Source organism: Paractinoplanes toevensis (assembly GCF_018332695.1).
GTDB classification, from domain to species: domain Bacteria; phylum Actinomycetota; class Actinomycetes; order Mycobacteriales; family Micromonosporaceae; genus Actinoplanes; species Actinoplanes toevensis.
Map to the genome: position 1 here is coordinate 1 of NZ_BOQN01000014.1, position 19,059 is coordinate 19,059.

Below are 19,059 nucleotides of genomic sequence, written 5' to 3' on the forward strand. Positions count from 1 at the left end.
CGTCAAAACGGGGCAGGCCCAAGGGGCTTCTGTTCGTGGTTGGCGCCGGATCTATCCTCCCTGGAGCGTTTTCGATGACTACATGCGTTGGTCTCGGCGTACCGGGTTTTCCGATCAGGTTAAGCTGAAGCAGCAAACCGCACAGTAGCGCAATCGCAAAGAGTGCGGGATAGAGCACGCGGTAAACCACAGCGGGCCTCGCTTGCCACAGTTGCCTGAAGCTAAAGTGCGTTTGAAAGCCCGTGAAAAGACCAATGCGATGGGCGCGAAGCTGTCCCCGAAACCGTACTGCTACGTCGGGATCGTCGCCAGACCGACTCAGCATGTCGTAATACCCGGTGACTAGCCTTTCGGTGCGAACCGCGTGCCCGGATGCCTCCCGATAGAGCCATCCGTGGTATCCGTCGAGGATTGCGAATATTGCCGCCACTATCGCTGCCAAAAACCCGAGCTGTGAGAGCTTCTGCTGAAAGGCGAATCCGAGCAATGCAAGCCAAATAGTGACGGATGATCCTCGAAGGGCGGCACCTGTTGCGATAACGCCCTTTATGAATTCGTTCGTCCGCGCGAGGTCAGCTTCTGCCAAACGGATTCTTTCTTTCTCGTTTTCGTCAACCATTCTGTGTCCTCAACTGCATCCTCGTACGTCCGTGAGCACTGTTCTATTCGTGCAGCGAGAGATTCTTGTCCCGTATTGGTAGCCCAGTCGCCGGCCAGCCCCAAGAGACGAGTCAGGTAGTCCTCGTGAAAGATGTCATACGTAACGTCGCTCCCACTGCTGTAGTTGCTTGATAGGTCGCTGTACATGTCGCAGAACTCTTCGAACATGACGATGATCCTGCGGGCGTCCCTGGTGCTGTCTGGTTCGTCGCGATGCAGGCGTTCGGCGAGTTCCCCGGCGTTCTGTTTCGACTTGCGACCGAAACCAGTAATTGAGCTGCCTAAGCTCCCGAAGAACTGATCGAAGAAAGATTCGCAGAAAGCCAGCATGTCGGAGGAGCGCTCAACCGTATCCCAGCGACCAATTTTGCCAGTCTTGAGCTGGTTAGCAAAGTCGTCAATGAAGTCGAAAAGAGACTCTTCAATCGGTGGAGTCACGGCAGTTCACGGCTTCGTTCCAAGAGCCGAGAGATCGCCTCGCGCGCCTCTACCAGCTTGCGCTCGGCCTCAGGCCCAGTGGGGTCGAACGGAAGTTCGATGTCCGAGCTGTCGATTCTTACTCGTTTATAAAAGGGGCCGAGAGACATGATGACATTTATGTCTTCAGTCCAGGTCGGGTGTCGTGCGAGGAGTTCCTGAAAGGCCGACTTTCCGTCGAACTCCAAGACACCCTCCTTTGCGAGGAGCGCATATGCGGTGGCGCGGCCGATCCTGTGTAGATGAGCCAATGGGAATAGGAAACGACCGCCGAACCGCTCGACGTGTTTGTAGGTTTGCAGGTGGTGTTGTTGCGTGTCGAGCTCAGATTCGACGGATATCGGCACCTCATCCGATAAAAGGGTGCGCAGTTGGTCGCCGGTATCGTGTAAAATCTTTCCTTCTTGTCGAAGGTGTGCGCCAAAGCGCGACCAGCGACGAATGTAGGCTGCTAGGCCATCAGAGGTATGCGATGACAATGATATCGGCACCTCGCGCAGGGAAATCGGCAAGTGGTGTCGGAGGTCGGTTATCTCCAAGTCATCTGCGGTCACTAGAATCAATAGGTCGATGTCGCTGTCGCGGCTTGCGCGGCCGCGGGCAACCGAACCGAAGAGAACAACACCCGCTACCTCTGGAACGCTTGCAAGGGCATCCGAGGCTTCTTTGGCCTGTTGAAGTTTCTGTACTGCGGCCGCGGTTGACATGGCTGCATGCTACTGCGGGCGTATGACAAGTTTGGTCGGGTGACTCGCGATCGGAGGGCCGGCCTCCTGGTGTGTTCGCCGAAGAAGCTGCAGGGCCGCGTAACGGTGTATGGTGACCAAAGCTCGCAATTGGGACGAAGAAGCTTGGGATGAAGTGTGCTGCCTCCCGGCGAAGTCATGATCAGAGGTGATGCGACCCGAGGCTTGCTCGCTGCCTCGCGGGTTGTTGACCATGACGTCGTGCTGATCAATGTACGCGGCCGAAGTGGCCTCCAACGCGCTCAGGATCGGGCTCCGTTCTGCAGCGTTGGAGTGCACGGCTACGCCGGCCAGCGATGTGCTTCAAGAGGCAATCGGCATCCAAAGGACGGCCTCCCAGCTCAAGGCAGGGGCGTGATCCGTCCACTTCCTATGCGCTTCGGTCGTAGTGCGGCGGAGAAAGTTCTGTTCGCGAGATGAATCGGCGAGCTGCTAACGGAAGGGCAGTCTGGCGGCCGAGCCTTCCTCGCTTCGCAGGGCACGACCATCCATCAGATCTCAATGGCACGCGCGTCTCAATGGCACCCGCTCCGAGATTTAGGCTCGTTGGCCGTCAGGCCAAGCGCATGTAGCTCGGCGTGCGTGTCTCGCGGATGTTGTGTCCGATCCACGGGGTTCAAGTAAGCAGACAGCAGGTCCACTGCAAGATCAACGGCGGTGGCCTGATGAGGCCACCGCCGTTGGCTTTCGTCGCACCGTCTACCTGCGGGTCACGCTGAACCGCGTCGCCGATCCGGTGGTTTCGCTTCCGTGAGGGGGCGAGGCGCCGCCTGTCCGGCGGTGCCGTTCCCATTGGGGACGCCATACCATCTGGCGATTATGAATGGACAGTCTCTGTTGAGCACCGCCGTGGTCGAGGCGCTGACCTTCCGGCGGTCCCACGGTCCCCCGGACCGGCTCGTGCCCGCGGACCAGTCGGTCCTGGCGCCGTTCCTCGATACGCTGCTGGGCGAGTTGCCGTGGTGGAATCGCGGTTGGCGGGTCGCCGAAGTGGGAGCGGCGCGTTCCAGCTCGTCATCCCGGGCCCTGTCGCCCGAGGTCATGCAGGTCGTCGAGGTGACCGTGCCCGGTCTTCTCAACGGAGACGCCGGCGAGGTGCTGCCGTTCTCGGCGCGGGTGAGGTTTTTGGAAGACCGGCTTCTCCGCTGGCAGATGAAGATCGGGGAGGTAGTCATCGGGCCGGGGCTCGCCCCGGCGGGGGAGCCGGAGCCGCACGCCTTCGGTGCCGTGTTCCAGTTGCTGGCGGAGATGCGCGGCCTGTCGTTCAAGGAGGTGGCCCACCGGACCGGGCGAGCAGAGTCGACGATCAATAGGCTCCGAGCCGGAGCGCTGGTTCCCGAGCGGATGCTGATCGAGGAACTGGCCCGGGCGCTCGACTTGCCGGCGGCAAGTTTGGCCGTGATCGCCGGGCTGGACCCGGCCGACCCGGGGCGGGCAAGGGATCCCGCGCCGCCCGCCTGAGCATGGTCAGCACTCGTGTTGGCTGCTCCTCAAGGTTCAAGTAGGCCGATAGCACCTCCACTGCAAGATCAGATGATGCCTCGGCTGTCGTTCGAGGCATCATCTGGTCGGTGGCTTTCGTTTGGCGAGAGCGGATCTCGACGGGGTGTCGGAGTTTGTCGGCCAGTCGCTCGGCGGGTCCCATCGGTACCCCTCCAGGAACTCTGCGTCGGTGGCTCGGTGCCGACGGCCCGGCTTTTACGATCCCGGGCAATCCTCAGTTCGGAGTGCCTGGCGTGGAGTCCCAGGACCTGGAGGCCATTCCGGTATTTATAGGCAAGTGTGAGCGAGCCAGCTCACGTGTCTGCGTCTGGTCAGACGGCCAGGATGGGGACGTCGTATTTCTGGATGTCCGCGTCTCGGGTGACTAGCGTCAGCCCTTCGGTCTGTGCCTGTGCGATCAGCATCCGATCGAAGGGATCGCGGTGGTGCATGGGGAGTCGGCCGGCTGTGATGCCGTGCTCTGCGGTAATGGACAGGAGGTGAAAACCGCTGTCTCGTACGAGTTCGGGAATGTTCTCCGGACCTAGCTTTCCCAGCGACTGTTTGATGCGACTTCCCAGACGGTCGCCGAGCTGAGATATACGTACGGCTCATGGTCGAGGCGGTCTTTGACATCTTCGGAAAGCGTTGAATCGTTGGCGAGCCACCAGAGCACGACGTGGGTGTCGAGTAGCAGGTTCACGGTGCGAGCCCGAAATCGCCGGCAATGGCTTCGTTCACCTCTGACGAGTCCCAGTCATCAGACATGAGCAGGCGTCCGGCCAGGGAACCCCGGCCGGTCCGGTTGACACGTTGCTTGAGCGGGATGACTTTCGCGACCGGTGAGCCGGCGCGGCTGATGATGATCTCCTCGCCATGTTCCACGCGATCGATGATGCGTGACAGGTTGGCCTCGGCATCATGGATGCTGAAGTTTGCAGCCGGCTCAGACATGGCGACCCCCTCAACAGGGAGACTAGTCCAGCCGAGAAGACTCCGGTCAGAGGTGCAGCTCAGGTAACCTGTGCGGCGCCGGCGTGAGGGGGTTGGAGCGCGGAGCGCCTTTCCTCGGGCGCCGGCTCGGTCTCGGGCGATCAGCGCTGGTCGGCGGAGGGCCGGATCGACTGCAGCCATGTCCTCACTCCCGTGCCGTTGCCGACTTGCCAGAAGGTCCAGCCGTTGCGGTTGTCGTTGATGCTTGGGTTGTAGTGCCTCACGACGGCGCGGGCGGCGCCCGTCGGCGTACCGAATGACTGTCCGGCCAGTGGTCCGTCAACAATCTCGACCCGAGCCGGTGCGTAGAACCTTGCTCGCACGCGATGGCCTTCGTAGTCGGCAAAGATGGCGACGCCTGGCGTGATCTTCTCGTCTTCCCTCGGTGGTGCGCTGCCTCGGACCAGGCGGCGAACGATTTCACCCTCGCTTACATTCGCCATGCGGGCAGCGAGCGACACTGCTTGTTTGGTGTTCTGATCGACCTCGATCAACGCCATCTGCCACCTCCGCGAGGAGGCTATCCCAGCGGGAAGCGCATGTAAAGCATATTGAGAATCGTCCGGAATGTTGGTGCAGGGGGTCTGAACTGCTGACTTGAGCTCTATCCCCGAACGTGGAGTTGACTCGGACGTTACTCGGATGGCCGCCTCAGTCTTGCTTTCGGAGTGCGCTCGGTGGCGCTGATGTGGTGTCCCCCAGGACTGACCCCCCGAGGTTCCTCCAGGTCAACTCGCGAGTTCGAGTAGGTCATGAGCATCTCCACTGCCTAACGGCCCCCCGTTCGCGGAAAGCGCGAACCGGGGGCCGTTTCGGTTTGTCTGCTCCGTGGGCCGAGCCCTCGGACGCCCCACGGTGCTGTGGTTGCGGTACCGGCCACCGCTTGCGGTTCGGTGCGCCGATGCTGCAGTCGGCTTGAAGCGCCTCCGGTCCGGCTTGATGTGCCGCCCGTCACGGTGGGTCGCCGAGTGGAATCTGGGGTCGGCCGGCGAGGTTCGCGCCGATATGACGACGCTTGGAATCATCGGCAGTGGCAACATCGGAAGCACCGTGGCTCGGCTGGCCGTCTCCGCCGGTCACGACGTGGTGCTGAGTAACTCGCGTGGCCCGGAGACCCTTCAGGACCTGGTGGCCGAGCTCGGACCCAAGGCGCGTGCCGCGACGGCGGCGGAAGCGGCGGCAGCCGGCGACGTCGTGGTAGTGACCGTGCCGCTCAAGGCGTACCGGGAAGTCCCGGTCGAGCCGCTGGCGGGCAAGGTCGTCATCGACACCAACAACTACTACCCGGACCGTGACGGCGTGTTTGACGAGCTGGAGAACGGTTCCACCACCACCGGCGAGCTGCTGCAGAAGCACCTGCCGGAAGCCCGCGTGGTGAAGGGATTCAACAATATCTGGTTCGATCACCTGCGGACCCTCCCGCGGCCGGCGGGCAGCCCGGACCGATCGGCGCTGCCGATCGCCGGTGACGATGCCGCCGCCAAGAAGGTGGTCACCGAGCTGCTCGACAGCCTCGGCTACGACACCGTCGATGCCGGGCCGCTGGCCGAGAACCGGCGCACCCAGCGGGACACCCCGGTCTACGTCGCTCCCTACGGCCAGTACGGAGTCCTTCCCGGCACGCCGGCGAGCGCGCAGGTCGTCCGCGACGCACTCGCCGCGGCCTAACCAGACCTGTGGGTCGGCTGCCCCGCGTTGCGAGGTTTGCGGTTGGCGCCTTGCTTGCGCTGAACCTGGACTCGGTCTTATGTACCCTTGTTGTTACGTACCTTGATGGTTACGCTCTTGGGCATTATGGATGCTGTTTTGCAGGCGTTGGCTGATCCGAGTCGGCGGACGGTGCTCGAGGTTCTTCGTGGTCGTTCGGCTACGGCTGGGGAGCTTGCGGCTGTGCTTCCGATCGCCCGCCCGGGGGTGTCGCGGCACCTGCGTGTGCTGCGGGAGGTCGGACTCGTCGACGTTCGTCAGGACGCGCAGCGTCGGATCTACTCGCTCCGGCCGGAAGCGCTGGTCGAGGTGGACGAGTGGCTGGAGCCTTACCGCGCGCTCTGGCGAAATCGACTCGACGCCCTGCACACGGAGATCGCCCGAGGGAAGAAGGTGCGCGAGTGAAGATCGTCGGAACCATGCGGTCGCTCGACGGGACGCGCGGAGCGGTGCGCGTCGAGGACGTCTACGACACCGACATCGACGACCTGTGGGAGGCGTGCACCGATCCGGAACGCCTCGCCCGCTGGATCGCCAAGGTCTCCGGTGACCTGCGCGTCGGTGGCTTGATCCACGCCGTCTTCACCAGCACCTGGACGGGCCCTGGGCGCATCGACGTCTGCGAGAAGCCCCACCATCTGCTGCTCACCACCGAGCCGGGCACCGAGGACGAGGCCCAGATCGAGGCATGGCTGACCGCGGAGGGCCCCCGGACGCGCCTGGTTGTCGAGGAGCGCGGCCTGCCGGCGGAACGTCTCCACTTCTACGGTGCCGGGTGGCAGGCTCACCTCGAGGATCTCGCGCGGTCGCTGGAAGGCGGGTCGGCGGCCGGTCTGCAGCCGTGGACCGAGCAGACGCCGGAGCCGACGTGGCGTGCGCGTTGGGCAGAGCTGACACCGACGTACGAGCGGGCGGAGCTCCACTGATGTCCGACACGATCAGGCTCAGCGGCGTCACGGTCAACGCGCCGGACGCCCTCGAGTTGGCCACGTTCTACGCCGTGATCACCGGCGGCGTGGCCCAGGGGACCTCCCACTGGGCGACCGTCACCGGGCCCAACGCGGTCATCGGCTTCCAGCGGGTCGACGAGTTCCGCCCGCCGGTGTGGCCGAAGGGCGCCGTACCGATGCAGATGCACCTCGACTTCTTCGTCGACGACCTCGCCGCCACCGAGGCGCGTGTCCTCGCCGCCGGCGCCACCCGCTTCGACTTCCAGCCGAACTCTGACCACTGCTTCGTCTACGCCGATCCGGCGGGCCACCCGTTCTGCCTGTCCACCTGGGACATCGCGCAGCTCGAAGTGAAGCCGGCCGGCGCCTGACGGCCGCCGTGGCATCATCGGCGGATGTTCACTCCGGTGACCGTGCATGTCGATGATCATTGGATCGACGTGATCGTCGGGCCGCCCGACCATCCCTACCGGGTCCTCGACCTCGATGAGTACGCCGACGCGATCGCCGCCGGCGACATCGATGCCGCGGTCGGGGTCGACGGGCTCCGCCGTACGCAAAGGTTCCTCGACCGGCACCTGAACCGCCGGCATGACATCCGGCGCGACAGCTGGCCGGACTTCCCGCCTCGAGCCATTGCGGCGCTCGCCGCTCTGCCGTTCAGGCCGCGGTCCGAATCGATTGACGACCCGCAAACTGATCTGGCGTGATTTATGCCTTTGTGGTCATGGGGGCTGTTATCTGAGCTATAGCGCTGGCTAGTTGGTGTTGCATTTTTTGGCCACGCTCAGTAGCTGCGCCCAGCGGTAGTGGACGCTTCCGTCAACCAACCGGTTGATCCTGGAATCCGTAGGTGGAGCGATTACCGGCCGGCCGTGGCGCACCAGGATGTAGTACATGCCTCGTTTGAAGAACGTCCTGTCGTATCGGTCCAGCGGCTCGATACTGAGCGTCTGCTCGAAGGATTCGATTCTGTCCGTCGGGTCGTACGGATCGATTCTGTCGGTCGCGTCCGTCGCCTCGGTGCTCTCGGTTCTTTCGGTCGGTTCGATCGGCTCGGTGCTGTCGATCGGCGCGTTCGGGTCGATCCTGTCGATCGGGGTCTTCGCGGCTGCCTTGACTACCGGGTCGTACGCCTTGGCCGGTGTTGTTCTGATGGCCGCCCTGGTCGGGTTGGTCCTGGTCGGGGCGGCCGGGCGGGCGGTGGCAAAGGTTCGCTGAAGTTCTTTGCAACCGGGATGGGTTGGTCGGTGTGTTCTCCAGTGTGCAAGCACTGATGGGAAGCGGGGGACATGGCGGGCAGCGACAGCGCCGACTTTGATGCCTTCTACATCGCGACGGTTCGGCGCGTTGTGGTCTACCTCTATGCGGCCTGCGGCGACCGGGGTGATGCGCAGGACATCGCCCAGGAAGCCTTTGCCCGGGCCTGGCAGCACTGGTCCAAGGTCGGCGGATACGACGATCCCGAGGCCTGGGTCCGCGCCGTCGCCTGGCGGCTCATGGCCAACCGGTGGCGCGGGGTGCGGCGCTGGGTCGCTGCCCGTGCCCGGATGGGTCCGCCGGTCGAGGTGACCGGAAGCCCATCGCCGGATCGGGTGGCCGTCGTCGACGCGCTGCAACAGCTACCGAAAGCGCAGCGGCAGGCCGTCGCCCTGCACTACCTGCTGGATATGTCGGTCAACGACATCGCGGCGACCACCGGCATTCCGGCGGGGACCGTCAAGGCACAACTCTCGAGGGCGCGGACCGCCCTTGCCCGGTTGCTCGGCGAACAAGATCAGGAGATCAGCGATGTCACGTCCCGTTGAGGACCAACTGCGGGAGCTGTCGGACGACGTACAGAATCTGCATGTTCTGCCGGCCGCGGCCGTGCGGGCCCGCGGCCGTCGGCGCGGCCGTCAGCAGATGGCCGCGCTGGCGGTGGCGGGTGCGGTGATAGCGACGACGGCCGGGATCACGGTCACCAGGAGCCTGGAAAGCCCGACCGCGAACCAGTCGGCCGATCGGAGTTCTCCGCTCGCGGCCTGCGTTGTCGCGCTGCCCGACAGCCCGGACGCGGTCCGGATCCGGGTCCTCGACGGCGGGGCGCCGGCCGGACTGCCCGGTACGACGGCTGCCGAACTGCGCGCCCGTTCCTTCACCGTGGTGGCCACCGGCACCAGCAACGACCCTGCCGTCGGCGCCGCCACGTTGAGTTACGGCCCGACCGCGATCGGCGCGGCAAACCTTCTGCGGGCCGTCGTGCAGGGCCAGGTCACCATGCGGTTCGACCCCGAACGCCACGACGACACGGTCGATTTGGCCCTCGGCCCGGCCTTCACCCGGTTGACCACCACCACCGAGCTCAACCAGAACCTCGCCGCCGCCGGCGAGCCGACCGCACCGCCGCAGTGCCCGACCGTCGTGTCGCGCTGAGTGTCGATCAGTAGGAGCCGACGGCTTCCGAGTGGGACCAGGCCTTGCACGGGGTGTCGTAGCGGCCCTTGATGTAGCCGATGCCCCACTTGATCTGGGTTGCCGGGTTCGTCTTCCAGTCGGCGCCTTCCGAGGCCATCTTGCTGCCCGGCAAGGCCTGGGGGATTCCGTAAGCGCCGGAGCTGCGGTTCTCGGCCCGGTAGTTCCAGCCGCTTTCCTTCTTGAACAGCTTGTCCAGGCACGGGAACTGGTCGAGGCCGAAGCCCGCGTCGAGCAGCAGGGCGCAGCCGATCTTTCGGCTTCCGCTGTACTCGTTGCAGCTCGTCGGGATCGGGCCGGTGTAGGCGACCGGCCCGCCGGCCTCGGCCTTCTTCCGGTCCGCCGCGGCCTTCTTCGCCGCGGCCATCTTGACGTTCAGGTCGTGGGCCTTGGTCGCGGCCGTCTTGGCCTCGGTCGCGGCCTTGTCGGCGGCGTCGCCCTCGGCCTGACGCTGGTATGCCCGGGCGGCCACGTGGTCACGCTGGCGCTGCTTCAGCAGCTGCATGTCATCGGTGTCGACCTGCGCCACGTCCAGGGAGACCTGGGCGGAGAGATGTTGCGGCTCATGGTCCCGGCCCATGTAGGCGCCGCCTGCCACGCCTGCCACCAGTAGGGCTATCGCGGCGGCACGAATGCCTACGCGGCTCCAGGGCCGGTTCACAAAGCATCCCTTCGTCGGGGGGCGATGATGCTCGCGCAACACCATGGCCTACGCGGGCGCCAATGGTAAACACCGCCGCGCCGACGCGCGACCGGTCATATCGGACGGTCACCGCCGCCAAAACGGAGCGTCACGATTCCGTACGGACGGTCACCGGTTACTGACCACACGGGCAAGACGTGAGGCACATCACTCCAGCTAGCGTGCGTGCCACCTTCGTTACGAGGAGTGATCAATGGCCGAAGACACCTGGCTTGCCGCCAGACTCATTCCGACATCGGGCATCAACGGCGCGGACGAGCAGGAACGACGGGCGACGTCCGCGTTGCTGGCGGTCATGAGCGCGGTTCGGGAGTTCGGCCGAGCGCTGACGCAACCGCTCGGTGCGCCGGCCGGCACGGTGCAAACGTTCATCGAGGTTCCCTTCCAGTACGGCGAGGGCAAGCTTTTCCCGGACGGCCTTATTCGGGTGAGCCGCGGCCAGCGCCGATGGACCGCTCTGGTGGAGGTCAAGACCGGCACCAACGAACTGCAAACCGAGCAGCTCGAGCACTACCTCGACATTGCTCGTGACCAGGGCTTTGATGCGCTGATCACGATCTCGAACGAGATTCCCCCGATAGCCGGTCAGCATCCGACCACTGTCGACAAGCGGAAACTCAAGAAGGTCGCTCTGTATCACCTGCCCTGGTCGGAGGTTCTCACGGCGGCGGTGATGCAGAAGGAATACCGCGGAGTCGCCGACCCTGACCAGGCTTGGGTTCTGGGGGAGCTGATCCGTTATCTCGAGCACCCGAGGTCCGGAGCCCTTGAGTTCAGTGACATGGGTCCGCGGTGGGTTTCGGTCCGGGATTCCGTCGGTGCCGGCACGCTCCGAGCCGCCGATGCTGCCGCGTCCGAGATCGTCGGACGGTTCGACGCGCTGGTGCGGTTCGCGGGTCTCAAGCTCGGGCGGCAGCTCGGCACCGAAATCGTGCCCGCGCTCAGCCGGCGCGAACTCGCGGAACCCGCGGCGCGTACGCAGAACCTGATCACGCAGCTTGCCGCTACCGGGGCGATGACGGCCGCGTTGCGCATCCCGGGTGCGGTGGGTGTGCTGTCGATAACCGCGGACCTGCGGGCTTCGAAAATCACCTGCCACGTCGATGTGGACGCACCCAGGGAAGGGCGTCCCACGACCCGGGTGAACTGGCTCGTGCGTCAGCTCAAGGACGCCCCCGAGTCGGTGCGCCTGGAGTCGTTCGCGGCTTACTCGCGTGGTCCCGGCAACGCCGAACTCCTGAGGACGGTGCGCGAAAGCCCGGCGGTGCTCGTCGGTGATCCCGGTCGGGAGATCCGGTCTTTCCGGGTGGCGGCGACGTCGGCGGCCGGTGGTAAGCGCGGCACGGGCCGAGGGTCGTTCATCGATTCCGTTCTCGACGCCATCGACGGCTTCTACGGGCAGGTGATCCAGAACCTCAAGCCGTGGATGCCGGCGCCGCCCAAGTTGAGGTCCGCCGAGGAAGTGATCGAGGCGGAGCCGGTCTCCAAGGCGCTGATCTCCAGCGCGATCTCTTCGCAGGACGGGCCGGAGGCCGGGACGGGCGAGCAGCCGGAAGTCCAGGCTCCGCTCGAGGGTCTGCCCAGGTGGCGAACGTAGCGAAAGGAACGATCAGTCGATAAACGGGGGCTGCCCGGTGGTCCCCTTCTTGAGCTCCAGCCGTCGCGGCATTTGCCGGTAGCCGCGGTGGTTCGTGGTGAAATGCGAGAAGCCGCTGTTGTCGTGCCGGCGCCGGGGCGGCGGCACGACGGTGATAACCGCACCGGGTGCTTCCGCCGCCACGGAAGCACCCGGTGCCGCCGGTGCCGGGTGGCGTTGGCGTGAGCGGATGTGCCGCGTCACGAACAACGCCGTGACACACACGAGGATGCTCACCAGAATCATCGTGCGAATCACGGTTGCCACGACCTCTCACACCCGGGGTCATTGGTTATCGAGACAACGACAGTAGCAGTGGCCAATCCCGGAACCAATGGTCCGTGAGTCCCCCGGCAGTGTCCGAATTGTGGACGGGACCGTGCTAGGGGCGGGCCTATGCTGTGCCGATGGCACCACCGCGGCCCGCCACCGGATTCGGCGCCTACCTGAAGGAAGCGATCCTGGCCGCCCGGTTCCCGACGCCGACCCACTTCGCGCGGGCCGTCGGCACCGACCCGTCGGTGGTGCTGCGCTGGCTGAGCGAGGAACAGCGGCCCACCATCAAGTCGATCGAGCGGATCGCGCCGGTCCTCGGCCGCAGCATCAACGAACTGGTGCTGGCCGCTTACCCCGACCGGCTCAGCGGCCCGGCCCCGGCCGCGCCGGCCACTCATCCGCTGGTTCACGAGCTGGGCCGGTTCCTCGCCGACGACTCACCGATCCCGCGCGCCGACCGCGAAGCACTGGAGACGGTCCTCGATCGGATGCTCGATCCCTATCGGAGACTGCTGCGGCGTCGCAAGTCCGGGTGACAGATACCCGCCTGAACGCACGTTGTCGCTGGTCGATGGTCGCGCTGGCGGCTCCGGGTCACTAGCCTCCAAGCCATGACCGAGCGGGGATTCCAGCTTCAGATCAGCAAACTGCTCGTAGTCGCGGTCATCGTCGCCACCGCGGCCACCGGCGCGCTGATCGTCACCCTGCTGACCTCGATGCCGTCCGGGCAGACGCCCGCACCGGGCCCGAACGGCCTGCCACCGCCGCCGCCGAACCTGCGGCCGATCGCCGTGTTCTCGATCGTCACGGGTTTCTTCGTGCTCTCCTGGCTGGCCGTTCTGGTGGTGTTCGCCCGCGACCAGATCCTGCGCCAGCTCCGCCTGCACCAGGAGCCCCTCGGCCCCGACGGCGAGTTGAGCGGCCTGCTGGCCGGCCTGCGCGCCGAGATCGCCGCCGACCGCGAGCGGGACCTCGAGGCGTTGACCGACCGCCTGGCCGACCTGACGGCAGAGTTCGGTGAACGCCGCGAAACCGACGGTTACCTGAACGGCATGCGCAACGCCGCCACCCCGGATCCACCCGAGGCCAACGTCCGAGCGCTACGCCGCACCCCACCCCAGCGCTGAGGTTCAGTCGTCGTCGGTGAGTTCGGCGAGGACCTCGGCGGCGTCGGAACTGCCCATCGCGGCCAGGCGGCGTAGCTCGTCGAGGTTGTTCTGTTCGCCGGCCAGCTCGATCAGGGCGTCGGTCGCGTCGGAGTGGCCCCGGTCGGAGAGGCGGCGCAGCTCGGCCAGGTCGCCCCGGTCGGTGGCCAGCTCGACCAGGTGGTCGGTGGCGTCGGAACTGCCCGCGTCGGCCAGCCGGCGCAGCTCGTTGAGGTCCTCGCGGTCCACCGCCAGGGCGATCAGGGCGTCGAGGGCGTCCTGATCGCCGGAGGCGGCGCGCTGTCGCAGGCGAAGCTCGTCGGGGTCGCTCATCCGGCAACCATGTCAGGCGCCGGTGACCGCCTGGTAGCCCTTGTGGGTGCGGAAGTAGTCGGTCATCGTGTCGGTGCGCAGCGCCAGGAACAGGGCGCGGCAGCCCGCGGTGTTCAGGCGGTTGGCGGTGCCGGCGGTGGTGTGCACGAAACCGGTCGACGGGATCGTGGTGAAGGCGAGGTCGTCCTGGCGCAGGCCGGACAGCTGGCGGACGGTGCGGCCCAGGTCCAGGGCCTGGTCGACGACCAGCGACCGGGCCGCCTCGGACAGCAGCTCGTTGAGGCGGATGGGGTTGGTGAGCACGCCCATCGACAGCACCTTGCCGGTCAGCGCGTGCAGGTACTGCTGCTGCCGCTTGACCCGGTCGAAGTCGCCCTCGGCGAGACCGTAGCGCTGGCGTACGTAGATCTCGGCCTCCTTGCCGTCCAGGTGGTTCACGCCCGCCTTGAACCGGTGGCCGGTGCGGCCGTCCCGCACGGTCTTGCGCACGGTCACGTCGACCCCGCCGACAATGTCGGTGATCTTCCGGATGGCGGCGAAGTCGACCCGGACCACGTGGTCGATGCCGACCCCGGTCAGGTGGCTGACGACCTGCACGACCAGCGGTGCGCCGCCCCACGCGTACGCCGCATTGATCTTGGTTTTGCCGCCGGCCCACCGGCCCGCCACCGGCGGGATATAGACGTACGAATCCCGGGGGAACGACACGATGCTCGCGTGCCGCCGGTCGCCGGCCACGTGCACCAGCATGATCGTGTCGCTGCGGGACTGGCCCTGGGTCCAGCCGACGCGGGTGTCGACGCCGAGGACGAGGAAGTTCTCGCCGGCCCCGAGGCCGATGCCGGGAACTGCGGTGGGCAGGGTGGACGGGCCGGTGACCACCACGTACTCGGAGCCCTTGGTGATCTTCGGGAGTGCGGCGGCCTGCCCGAGCATGTCGTCCCGGCCGACCTGCCCGGCAACATGGTCGGCATAGAGCACAGATGCCCCGAAACCGGCCCCGGCGAGGGCGGCAAGGACCGTGATGGTCACGAGGACCGCTTTAACCCAGCGCACTCACACCCGCCTTCAGCCGAGGATCTGCCCACTCCCCAGACCTATCGGCGCTTCTTTTCGACCCGTGAGGGCGGGCTTCCGGTGTGGGGCGGGGCGTGGCGAAGCCGCCCGGATCGGCGGATTCGTAGCAGTTCGGCCGATGCTTGCGGCGGTGTCCGGGTTCGGTCGCCGACCGGACGGCGGGCCCGCGTTGATGAGCGCTGGAGGTCGGTCTTCCAGGGCGTCCTGAGCCGGTGACCGCATCAAAACAGAAAACCCGGACGCCTGTCCGGGTTTTCTTCGGGGTGGAGCTGAGGGGACTCGAACCCCTGACCCCCACACTGCCAGTGTGGTGCGCTACCAGCTGCGCCACAGCCCCTTACCGCCCCCGGCTCAGCCGGGCACGGAGGAAATACTACACAACCCCGAGGGGTCAGTTCAGGAGGGGGTCCGGAGGGAAGTGGGCCACCGCGGCCAGAATGTCGCCCTGGCGGCGCAGGACCATGCCCCACAGGTCGTCGGGGCGGGCCATGAACGGGTCGCCGGGCAGGGCGTCCAGCAGGAACCAGGAGCCGGACGCTATCTCCTCCTCCAACTGGCCCGCTGACCAGCCGGAGTAGCCCGCGAAGACCCGGATGCCGGCCACGCTGTCGCGGATGCGGTCGGGGTCGGCCGACAGGTCGACCGTGCCGAGCGCGCCGGACACCTGATGGAAACCGGTCACCCGCTTTTTCACCTCGGGGCGGGTGCGGGCCAGGCAGATCGCCGACTCGGGCTGCACCGGGCCGCCCTCGAACAGGACCGCAGGCTCGCCGGCCAGGGAGCCCCAGTCGCCCAGGACGTCGGCCACCGGGACCTCGGTCGCCCGGTTGAGCACCACGCCCAGGGCGCCGCCGGTCTCGTGGGCCACGAGCAGGACGACCGTACGATCAAAGTTCGGATCTTTGAGGGTTGGAGTCGCCACCAGCAAACGGCCGGTCATCGACTCCATCGACCGGCCTCCGATCCGCTGACCCTCGCTATGCACGGGCTACCCACAGCGCACGGGGGTCGTGTTCCACCAACGCCATGCCCAGCACATTAGCCCGAGACTCGGGGCCCCGATAAGGTCTGCCCATGAACGCTGCGGCGGAGATCGGTGTGATCGGCGGGTCGGGACTGTACGCACTCCTGGAGGACGCCGAGGAGTTCGAGGTGTCCACGCCCTACGGTCCACCCTCCGACCCCATCACGGTGGCGCAGGTGGGGGACCGAAGGGTCGCGTTTCTGCCGCGCCACGGGCGCGATCACCGGTTCCCGCCGCACAAAATCCCCTACCGGGCGAATCTGTGGGCTCTTCGCGCGCTAGGAGTACGCCAGATCGTCGCCCCGTGCGCCGTCGGTGGGCTGCGGCCGGAGCTCGGGCCGGGCACGTTCGTGGTGCCGGACCAGCTGATCGACCGGACCAGTGGGCGGGTGCAGACGTTCTACGACGAGGGCGCGGTGCACGTCTCCTTCGCCGACCCGTACTGCCCGGCCGGGCGGGCCGTGCTGCTCGCGGCGGCTCGGGAGGTCGAGCCGGTGGACGGGGGCGCGATGGTCGTGGTCGAGGGGCCACGGTTCTCGACCCGGGCCGAGTCGCGGTGGTTCACCGCGATCGGCGGGGCGGTCGTCAACATGACCGGGCACCCGGAGGCGGTGCTGGCCCGCGAGCTGGCCCTCTGCTACACCACGATCGCGCTGGTCACCGACCTGGACGCGGGGGTCGAGGGCGATCACGGGGTGACCCAGGAGGAGGTGTTCTCGGTGTTCGCGGAGAACACCGAGCGTCTCCGGGGCGTACTCCTGGAGGCCGTGACCAAACTTCCGGCCGCGCGGGAATGCCCGTGCGGGAGTGCCCTCGACGGCATCAAGCTTCCGTTCGCCCTGCCGTAAGGAGCAGTCACTCGGCTCGACACCGTCCATTGAGAAGGTGCAGCCGTGCTCAATGATCGCGCCTCGGCGCGCGCCGTCGGATTCGCCGGGTCCGCCCTGATCGCCGCGGGGGGATTCGGTGCGGGGGCCCTCCCGATCGGCTTCGTCGGCCGTCATGCGCGGCTCGGTCTGGTCGGTGTCTACACCGGACTTCTGCTGCTCCTGCTCGCCTGGTGGTGGTACGGCCGGGTGGCCCGGGAGGAGTCGCACTGGCGCACCCTGGCGCTGTGGTCGGCACCGCTGCTGCTCGCCCCGCCGATGTTCAGCCGGGACGTCTACAGCTACCTCGCGCAGGGGCTGATGATCGATTCGGGGATGGACGTCTACCGGCACGGCCCGGCGCTGCTCGGTGGCGTGGTCGCCGACCAGGTGCCGGCGATCTGGCAGCACACGCCGAGCCCGTACGGTCCGGTCTTCCTGCTCGTCGCGCGGGCGGTGGCCGGCCTGCTCGACGCCCACCTGCTGCTCGGGATTGTGGCGTTGCGCCTGTTCGCGATCGCCGGCCTGGTCATGCTGGCGGTCTCGGTGCGGGTGCTGGCGGGCGAGGCGGGGGTGAGTCCGTCCAGCGCGACCTGGCTGGCCGTACTCAATCCTCTGGTTCTGATTCATCTGATCGCCGGCGCCCATAACGATGCCCTGATGGTGGGCCTGCTGGCGGCCGGCCTGGCGGCCGCGGTCCGGCACCGGCCGATCGTGGGCACCCTGCTGGTGGTGTCGGCCGGCCTGGTCAAGTGGCCGGCCCTGCTCGGTCTGGGGGCGGTGGCGGCGATCTGGGCGACGCGGTGGGCGTGGGCGAAGGTGGCCGCGACCGCCGTCGCCGCGACGGTGGCGATCACCGCGGTGGCCGGGACGGGGTACGGCTGGATCAGCGCCCTCGCCACCCCGATCACCACCGAGAACTGGTCGCTGACCGGGCTGCTGGGCCGGTGGTCGGCCGGCACCCCGATCGCCGAGGTGTGGCGCTGGGCGGGCCCGCTGGCCATGGTGATCGTGGCGGGGGCGGTGTGGAACTATCGCACCCGGCTCGGCCCGGTCTACTGCCTCGGCATCGTGCTGACGGCGGTGGTGGTGTTCGGCCCGGCGATCCGGCCCTGGTACGTGGTGTGGGGCCTGGTCCCGCTGGCGGCGGCCGTCGCCGATCAGCGGGTGCGCCGGATTCTGGCCGGTTTCTGCGCGGCGCTGGTGCTGGTGGTGCTGCCGGACGGGTTCGCCGCGGACGCCGACCGGGTGTCGCTGGCCGTGCTGGGGGCGCTGATCGGGATAGTCGCGTTCTTCGTGGTGACGCTCCCGCAGACGGTGAAGGCGATCCGATGAGGATCGCCCGCATCGTGCTGGTGATCGTCGCGGCGGCCGCGGTGGCGCTCTTCCTGGCCACCGTCCCGACCTTCCGGCACTTCTTCGACCTGGGTGTCTACCGCGGCGCAGTCCGCTACTGGCTGTTCGACGGCGGTGACCTCTACCGGTACCGCTACCAGGGCACCGAGTACGGCTTCACCTATCCGCCGTTCGCGGCGCTGACCATGAGCCCGCTGGCGATCACGTCCTGGCCGGTCGCGGTGGCAGCGAGCCTGGTGCTGAACTCGGCCGCGGTGATCCTGCTGCTGCGCTGGTACTTCGTCCCGATTTTGCGCCGCTACCGGGCGCCGGTCTGGACCGGTTGCGCGCTGATGTTCCTGGGCTTCCTGCTGTTCGAGCCGTCCCGGGACACGTTCAGTTACGGCCAGGTCAATCTGCTGCTCCTGGTGCTGGTCTGCGGCGACCTGCGGAACAAGCGGTTCGCCGGCGTCGGCATCGGCCTGGCCGCCGCGATCAAACTGACCCCCGCGGTCTTCATCGGATACCTGATCCTGGCTCGGCGTTACCGGGAGGCGGCCACCGCGACGGTCACCGCGGCCGGCGCGACGGTCCTGGCCCTGCTGGCGGCGCCGGACGCCTCCCGCGAGTTCTGGACCGACGCGGTCTGGGACACCAGCCGGGTCGGCCGGCTCTACCACGTCTCCAACCAGTCGCTGCGCGGCGTGCTGGCCCGCCTGGACGCGCCGGCGACGTGGTGGCTGGTGGCCGTGGTGCTGGTACTGGCGTACTGGTCCTGGTGGGTGCGCACCCGCCGGCCCGACGCGGCCACCGGCTTCGCGGTGACCGGCGTGATCGCCGTCCTGATCAGCCCGATCAGCTGGGTGCATCACCTGGTGTGGCTGATCCCCGGCCTGTTCCGGCTGATCGACCGCGCGCTGTCGGCGCCGCCCCGGGAACGACGGTGGCGGCTGGCCGTCCTGTTCGCCGGTTTCGTCGTGATGAGCAGCAGCATCGTCTGGCTCTGGTGGGCCCATCCGCACGGCTGGGCGGCCTTCCCCGGCAGCAACACCTACGTCTGGCTGAGCATCGCGGTTCTGATCGCGCTGACCGCGAAACCCGCGGTCATCTCGCGCGAGGCGGATGGTCGCTCCGCATTCGAGGAGTACGCGCGGGAGCGTTGACAACCGCAGGAGACCCCGTCCCGAGGCACCGG

The 19,059-nt window shown here is 67.0% G+C and carries 25 protein-coding genes, 1 tRNA gene and 1 pseudogene; 15 read left to right on the top strand and 12 right to left on the bottom strand.

Going from position 1 to position 19,059, the window contains the following annotated elements:
* The 3 genes from Ato02nite_RS05465 to Ato02nite_RS05475 all read right to left on the bottom strand — a co-directional run.
* The coding region (locus Ato02nite_RS05465; RefSeq protein WP_213005272.1) for a hypothetical protein at positions 1–619 on the bottom strand (619 nt) is incomplete at its 3' end.
* Entirely contained in the window at positions 547–1,098 is a 552-nt protein-coding gene (locus Ato02nite_RS05470; RefSeq protein ID WP_213005273.1) for a hypothetical protein, read from the bottom strand. The genes Ato02nite_RS05465 and Ato02nite_RS05470, both read right to left, overlap by 73 nt.
* On the bottom strand, positions 1,095–1,844 hold the full coding sequence (locus Ato02nite_RS05475; RefSeq protein WP_213005274.1) for a nucleotidyltransferase domain-containing protein: 750 nt from the start codon (positions 1,842–1,844) through the stop codon (positions 1,095–1,097). Before Ato02nite_RS05475 ends, Ato02nite_RS05470 begins: the two co-directional genes overlap by 4 nt.
* An 876-nt stretch (positions 1,845–2,720) precedes the next feature.
* Between Ato02nite_RS05475 and Ato02nite_RS05480 the strand changes: the two genes are divergently transcribed.
* Positions 2,721–3,344, top strand: coding sequence for a helix-turn-helix domain-containing protein (locus Ato02nite_RS05480; protein WP_213005275.1), 624 nt, complete (start codon positions 2,721–2,723; stop codon positions 3,342–3,344).
* A gap of 353 nt (positions 3,345–3,697) precedes the next feature.
* Here Ato02nite_RS05480 and Ato02nite_RS52805 read toward each other — a convergent pair.
* From Ato02nite_RS52805 to Ato02nite_RS05495, 3 genes and pseudogenes are all read right to left on the bottom strand, one after another.
* Positions 3,698–4,068, bottom strand: a pseudogene (locus Ato02nite_RS52805) (type II toxin-antitoxin system VapC family toxin).
* On the bottom strand, positions 4,065–4,319 hold the full coding sequence (locus tag Ato02nite_RS05490) for a type II toxin-antitoxin system Phd/YefM family antitoxin (protein ID WP_213005276.1): 255 nt from the start codon (positions 4,317–4,319) through the stop codon (positions 4,065–4,067). Before Ato02nite_RS05490 ends, Ato02nite_RS52805 begins: the two are co-directional and overlap by 4 nt.
* 140 nt (positions 4,320–4,459) lie before the next feature.
* Complete coding sequence (locus Ato02nite_RS05495) at positions 4,460–4,858, bottom strand: hypothetical protein (protein ID WP_213005277.1); 399 nt, start codon at positions 4,856–4,858, stop codon at positions 4,460–4,462.
* A gap of 439 nt (positions 4,859–5,297) precedes the next feature.
* Between Ato02nite_RS05495 and Ato02nite_RS05500 the strand changes: the two genes are divergently transcribed.
* The 8 genes from Ato02nite_RS05500 (at position 5,298) to Ato02nite_RS05535 (ending at position 9,430) form a co-directional block, all read left to right on the top strand.
* A complete protein-coding gene (locus Ato02nite_RS05500; RefSeq protein WP_213005278.1) occupies positions 5,298–6,026 on the top strand; it encodes an NADPH-dependent F420 reductase in 729 nt (242 codons plus the stop codon).
* 126 nt (positions 6,027–6,152) lie between these two features.
* On the top strand, positions 6,153–6,470 hold the full coding sequence (locus Ato02nite_RS05505; protein WP_213005339.1) for an ArsR/SmtB family transcription factor: 318 nt from the start codon (positions 6,153–6,155) through the stop codon (positions 6,468–6,470).
* A complete protein-coding gene (locus Ato02nite_RS05510) occupies positions 6,467–6,991 on the top strand; it encodes an SRPBCC family protein (protein ID WP_246606147.1) in 525 nt (174 codons plus the stop codon). The genes Ato02nite_RS05505 and Ato02nite_RS05510 overlap by 4 nt, the downstream gene beginning before the upstream one ends.
* Positions 6,991–7,386: a VOC family protein gene (locus tag Ato02nite_RS05515; RefSeq protein ID WP_213005279.1), complete on the top strand. Its 396-nt coding sequence runs from the start codon at positions 6,991–6,993 to the stop codon at positions 7,384–7,386. Before Ato02nite_RS05510 ends, Ato02nite_RS05515 begins: the two co-directional genes overlap by 1 nt.
* 24 nt (positions 7,387–7,410) lie before the next feature.
* Positions 7,411–7,725: a DUF402 domain-containing protein gene (locus Ato02nite_RS05520; protein ID WP_213005280.1), complete on the top strand. Its 315-nt coding sequence runs from the start codon at positions 7,411–7,413 to the stop codon at positions 7,723–7,725.
* Between the two features lie 187 nt (positions 7,726–7,912).
* On the top strand, positions 7,913–8,236 hold the full coding sequence (locus Ato02nite_RS05525; RefSeq protein WP_213005281.1) for a hypothetical protein: 324 nt from the start codon (positions 7,913–7,915) through the stop codon (positions 8,234–8,236).
* A 71-nt stretch (positions 8,237–8,307) separates the two neighbouring features.
* Positions 8,308–8,823 (top strand): RNA polymerase sigma factor, encoded by a 516-nt coding sequence (locus tag Ato02nite_RS05530; protein WP_213005282.1) that lies wholly within the window; start codon positions 8,308–8,310, stop codon positions 8,821–8,823.
* Positions 8,807–9,430, top strand: a complete 624-nt coding sequence (locus tag Ato02nite_RS05535) for a LytR C-terminal domain-containing protein (protein ID WP_213005283.1) — start codon at positions 8,807–8,809, stop codon at positions 9,428–9,430. Before Ato02nite_RS05530 ends, Ato02nite_RS05535 begins: the two co-directional genes overlap by 17 nt.
* Positions 9,431–9,437: 7 nt before the next feature.
* Here Ato02nite_RS05535 and Ato02nite_RS05540 read toward each other — a convergent pair whose 3' ends face one another.
* A complete protein-coding gene (locus Ato02nite_RS05540; protein WP_213005284.1) occupies positions 9,438–10,130 on the bottom strand; it encodes an aggregation-promoting factor C-terminal-like domain-containing protein in 693 nt (230 codons plus the stop codon).
* Between the two features lie 235 nt (positions 10,131–10,365).
* Here Ato02nite_RS05540 and Ato02nite_RS05545 point away from each other — a divergent pair, with 235 nt between their 5' ends.
* Entirely contained in the window at positions 10,366–11,769 is a 1,404-nt protein-coding gene (locus tag Ato02nite_RS05545; protein WP_213005285.1) for a stress response protein, read from the top strand.
* A 12-nt stretch (positions 11,770–11,781) separates the two neighbouring features.
* On the opposite strand, the gene Ato02nite_RS05550 is transcribed toward Ato02nite_RS05545, so the two are convergent.
* Positions 11,782–12,045 carry a hypothetical protein gene (locus tag Ato02nite_RS05550; RefSeq protein ID WP_213005286.1) on the bottom strand — a complete coding sequence of 88 codons (264 nt, stop codon included), beginning with the start codon at positions 12,043–12,045 and terminating at the stop codon, positions 11,782–11,784.
* 170 nt (positions 12,046–12,215) lie between these two features.
* On the opposite strand from Ato02nite_RS05550, the gene Ato02nite_RS05555 reads away from it, so the two are divergent.
* Entirely contained in the window at positions 12,216–12,620 is a 405-nt protein-coding gene (locus Ato02nite_RS05555; protein WP_213005287.1) for a helix-turn-helix domain-containing protein, read from the top strand.
* A gap of 75 nt (positions 12,621–12,695) precedes the next feature.
* Positions 12,696–13,211 carry a hypothetical protein gene (locus Ato02nite_RS05560; RefSeq protein ID WP_213005288.1) on the top strand — a complete coding sequence of 172 codons (516 nt, stop codon included), beginning with the start codon at positions 12,696–12,698 and terminating at the stop codon, positions 13,209–13,211.
* 3 nt (positions 13,212–13,214) lie between these two features.
* On the opposite strand, the gene Ato02nite_RS05565 is transcribed toward Ato02nite_RS05560, so the two are convergent.
* The 4 genes from Ato02nite_RS05565 to Ato02nite_RS05580 form a co-directional block, all read right to left on the bottom strand.
* Positions 13,215–13,562 (bottom strand): hypothetical protein, encoded by a 348-nt coding sequence (locus Ato02nite_RS05565; protein ID WP_246606149.1) that lies wholly within the window; start codon positions 13,560–13,562, stop codon positions 13,215–13,217.
* 12 nt (positions 13,563–13,574) lie between these two features.
* Positions 13,575–14,594, bottom strand: a complete 1,020-nt coding sequence (locus Ato02nite_RS05570; protein WP_246606152.1) for an LCP family protein — start codon at positions 14,592–14,594, stop codon at positions 13,575–13,577.
* 309 nt (positions 14,595–14,903) lie between these two features.
* Positions 14,904–14,976, bottom strand: a tRNA-Ala gene (locus tag Ato02nite_RS05575).
* 54 nt (positions 14,977–15,030) lie between these two features.
* Positions 15,031–15,588 carry a YqgE/AlgH family protein gene (locus Ato02nite_RS05580; protein ID WP_213005290.1) on the bottom strand — a complete coding sequence of 186 codons (558 nt, stop codon included), beginning with the start codon at positions 15,586–15,588 and terminating at the stop codon, positions 15,031–15,033.
* A 125-nt stretch (positions 15,589–15,713) separates the two neighbouring features.
* Between Ato02nite_RS05580 and Ato02nite_RS05585 the strand changes: the two genes are divergently transcribed.
* Genes Ato02nite_RS05585 through Ato02nite_RS05595 form a run of 3 tightly spaced genes read left to right on the top strand, consistent with a single transcriptional unit; the run spans position 15,714 to position 19,027 of the window.
* On the top strand, positions 15,714–16,511 hold the full coding sequence (locus Ato02nite_RS05585) for an S-methyl-5'-thioadenosine phosphorylase (RefSeq protein WP_213005291.1): 798 nt from the start codon (positions 15,714–15,716) through the stop codon (positions 16,509–16,511).
* Between the two features lie 45 nt (positions 16,512–16,556).
* Positions 16,557–17,864 (top strand): polyprenol phosphomannose-dependent alpha 1,6 mannosyltransferase MptB, encoded by a 1,308-nt coding sequence (gene mptB / locus Ato02nite_RS05590; protein WP_213005292.1) that lies wholly within the window; start codon positions 16,557–16,559, stop codon positions 17,862–17,864.
* Positions 17,861–19,027, top strand: a complete 1,167-nt coding sequence (locus Ato02nite_RS05595; protein WP_213005293.1) for a glycosyltransferase 87 family protein — start codon at positions 17,861–17,863, stop codon at positions 19,025–19,027. The genes mptB and Ato02nite_RS05595 overlap by 4 nt, the downstream gene beginning before the upstream one ends.
* Positions 19,028–19,059 lie beyond the last annotated feature (32 nt).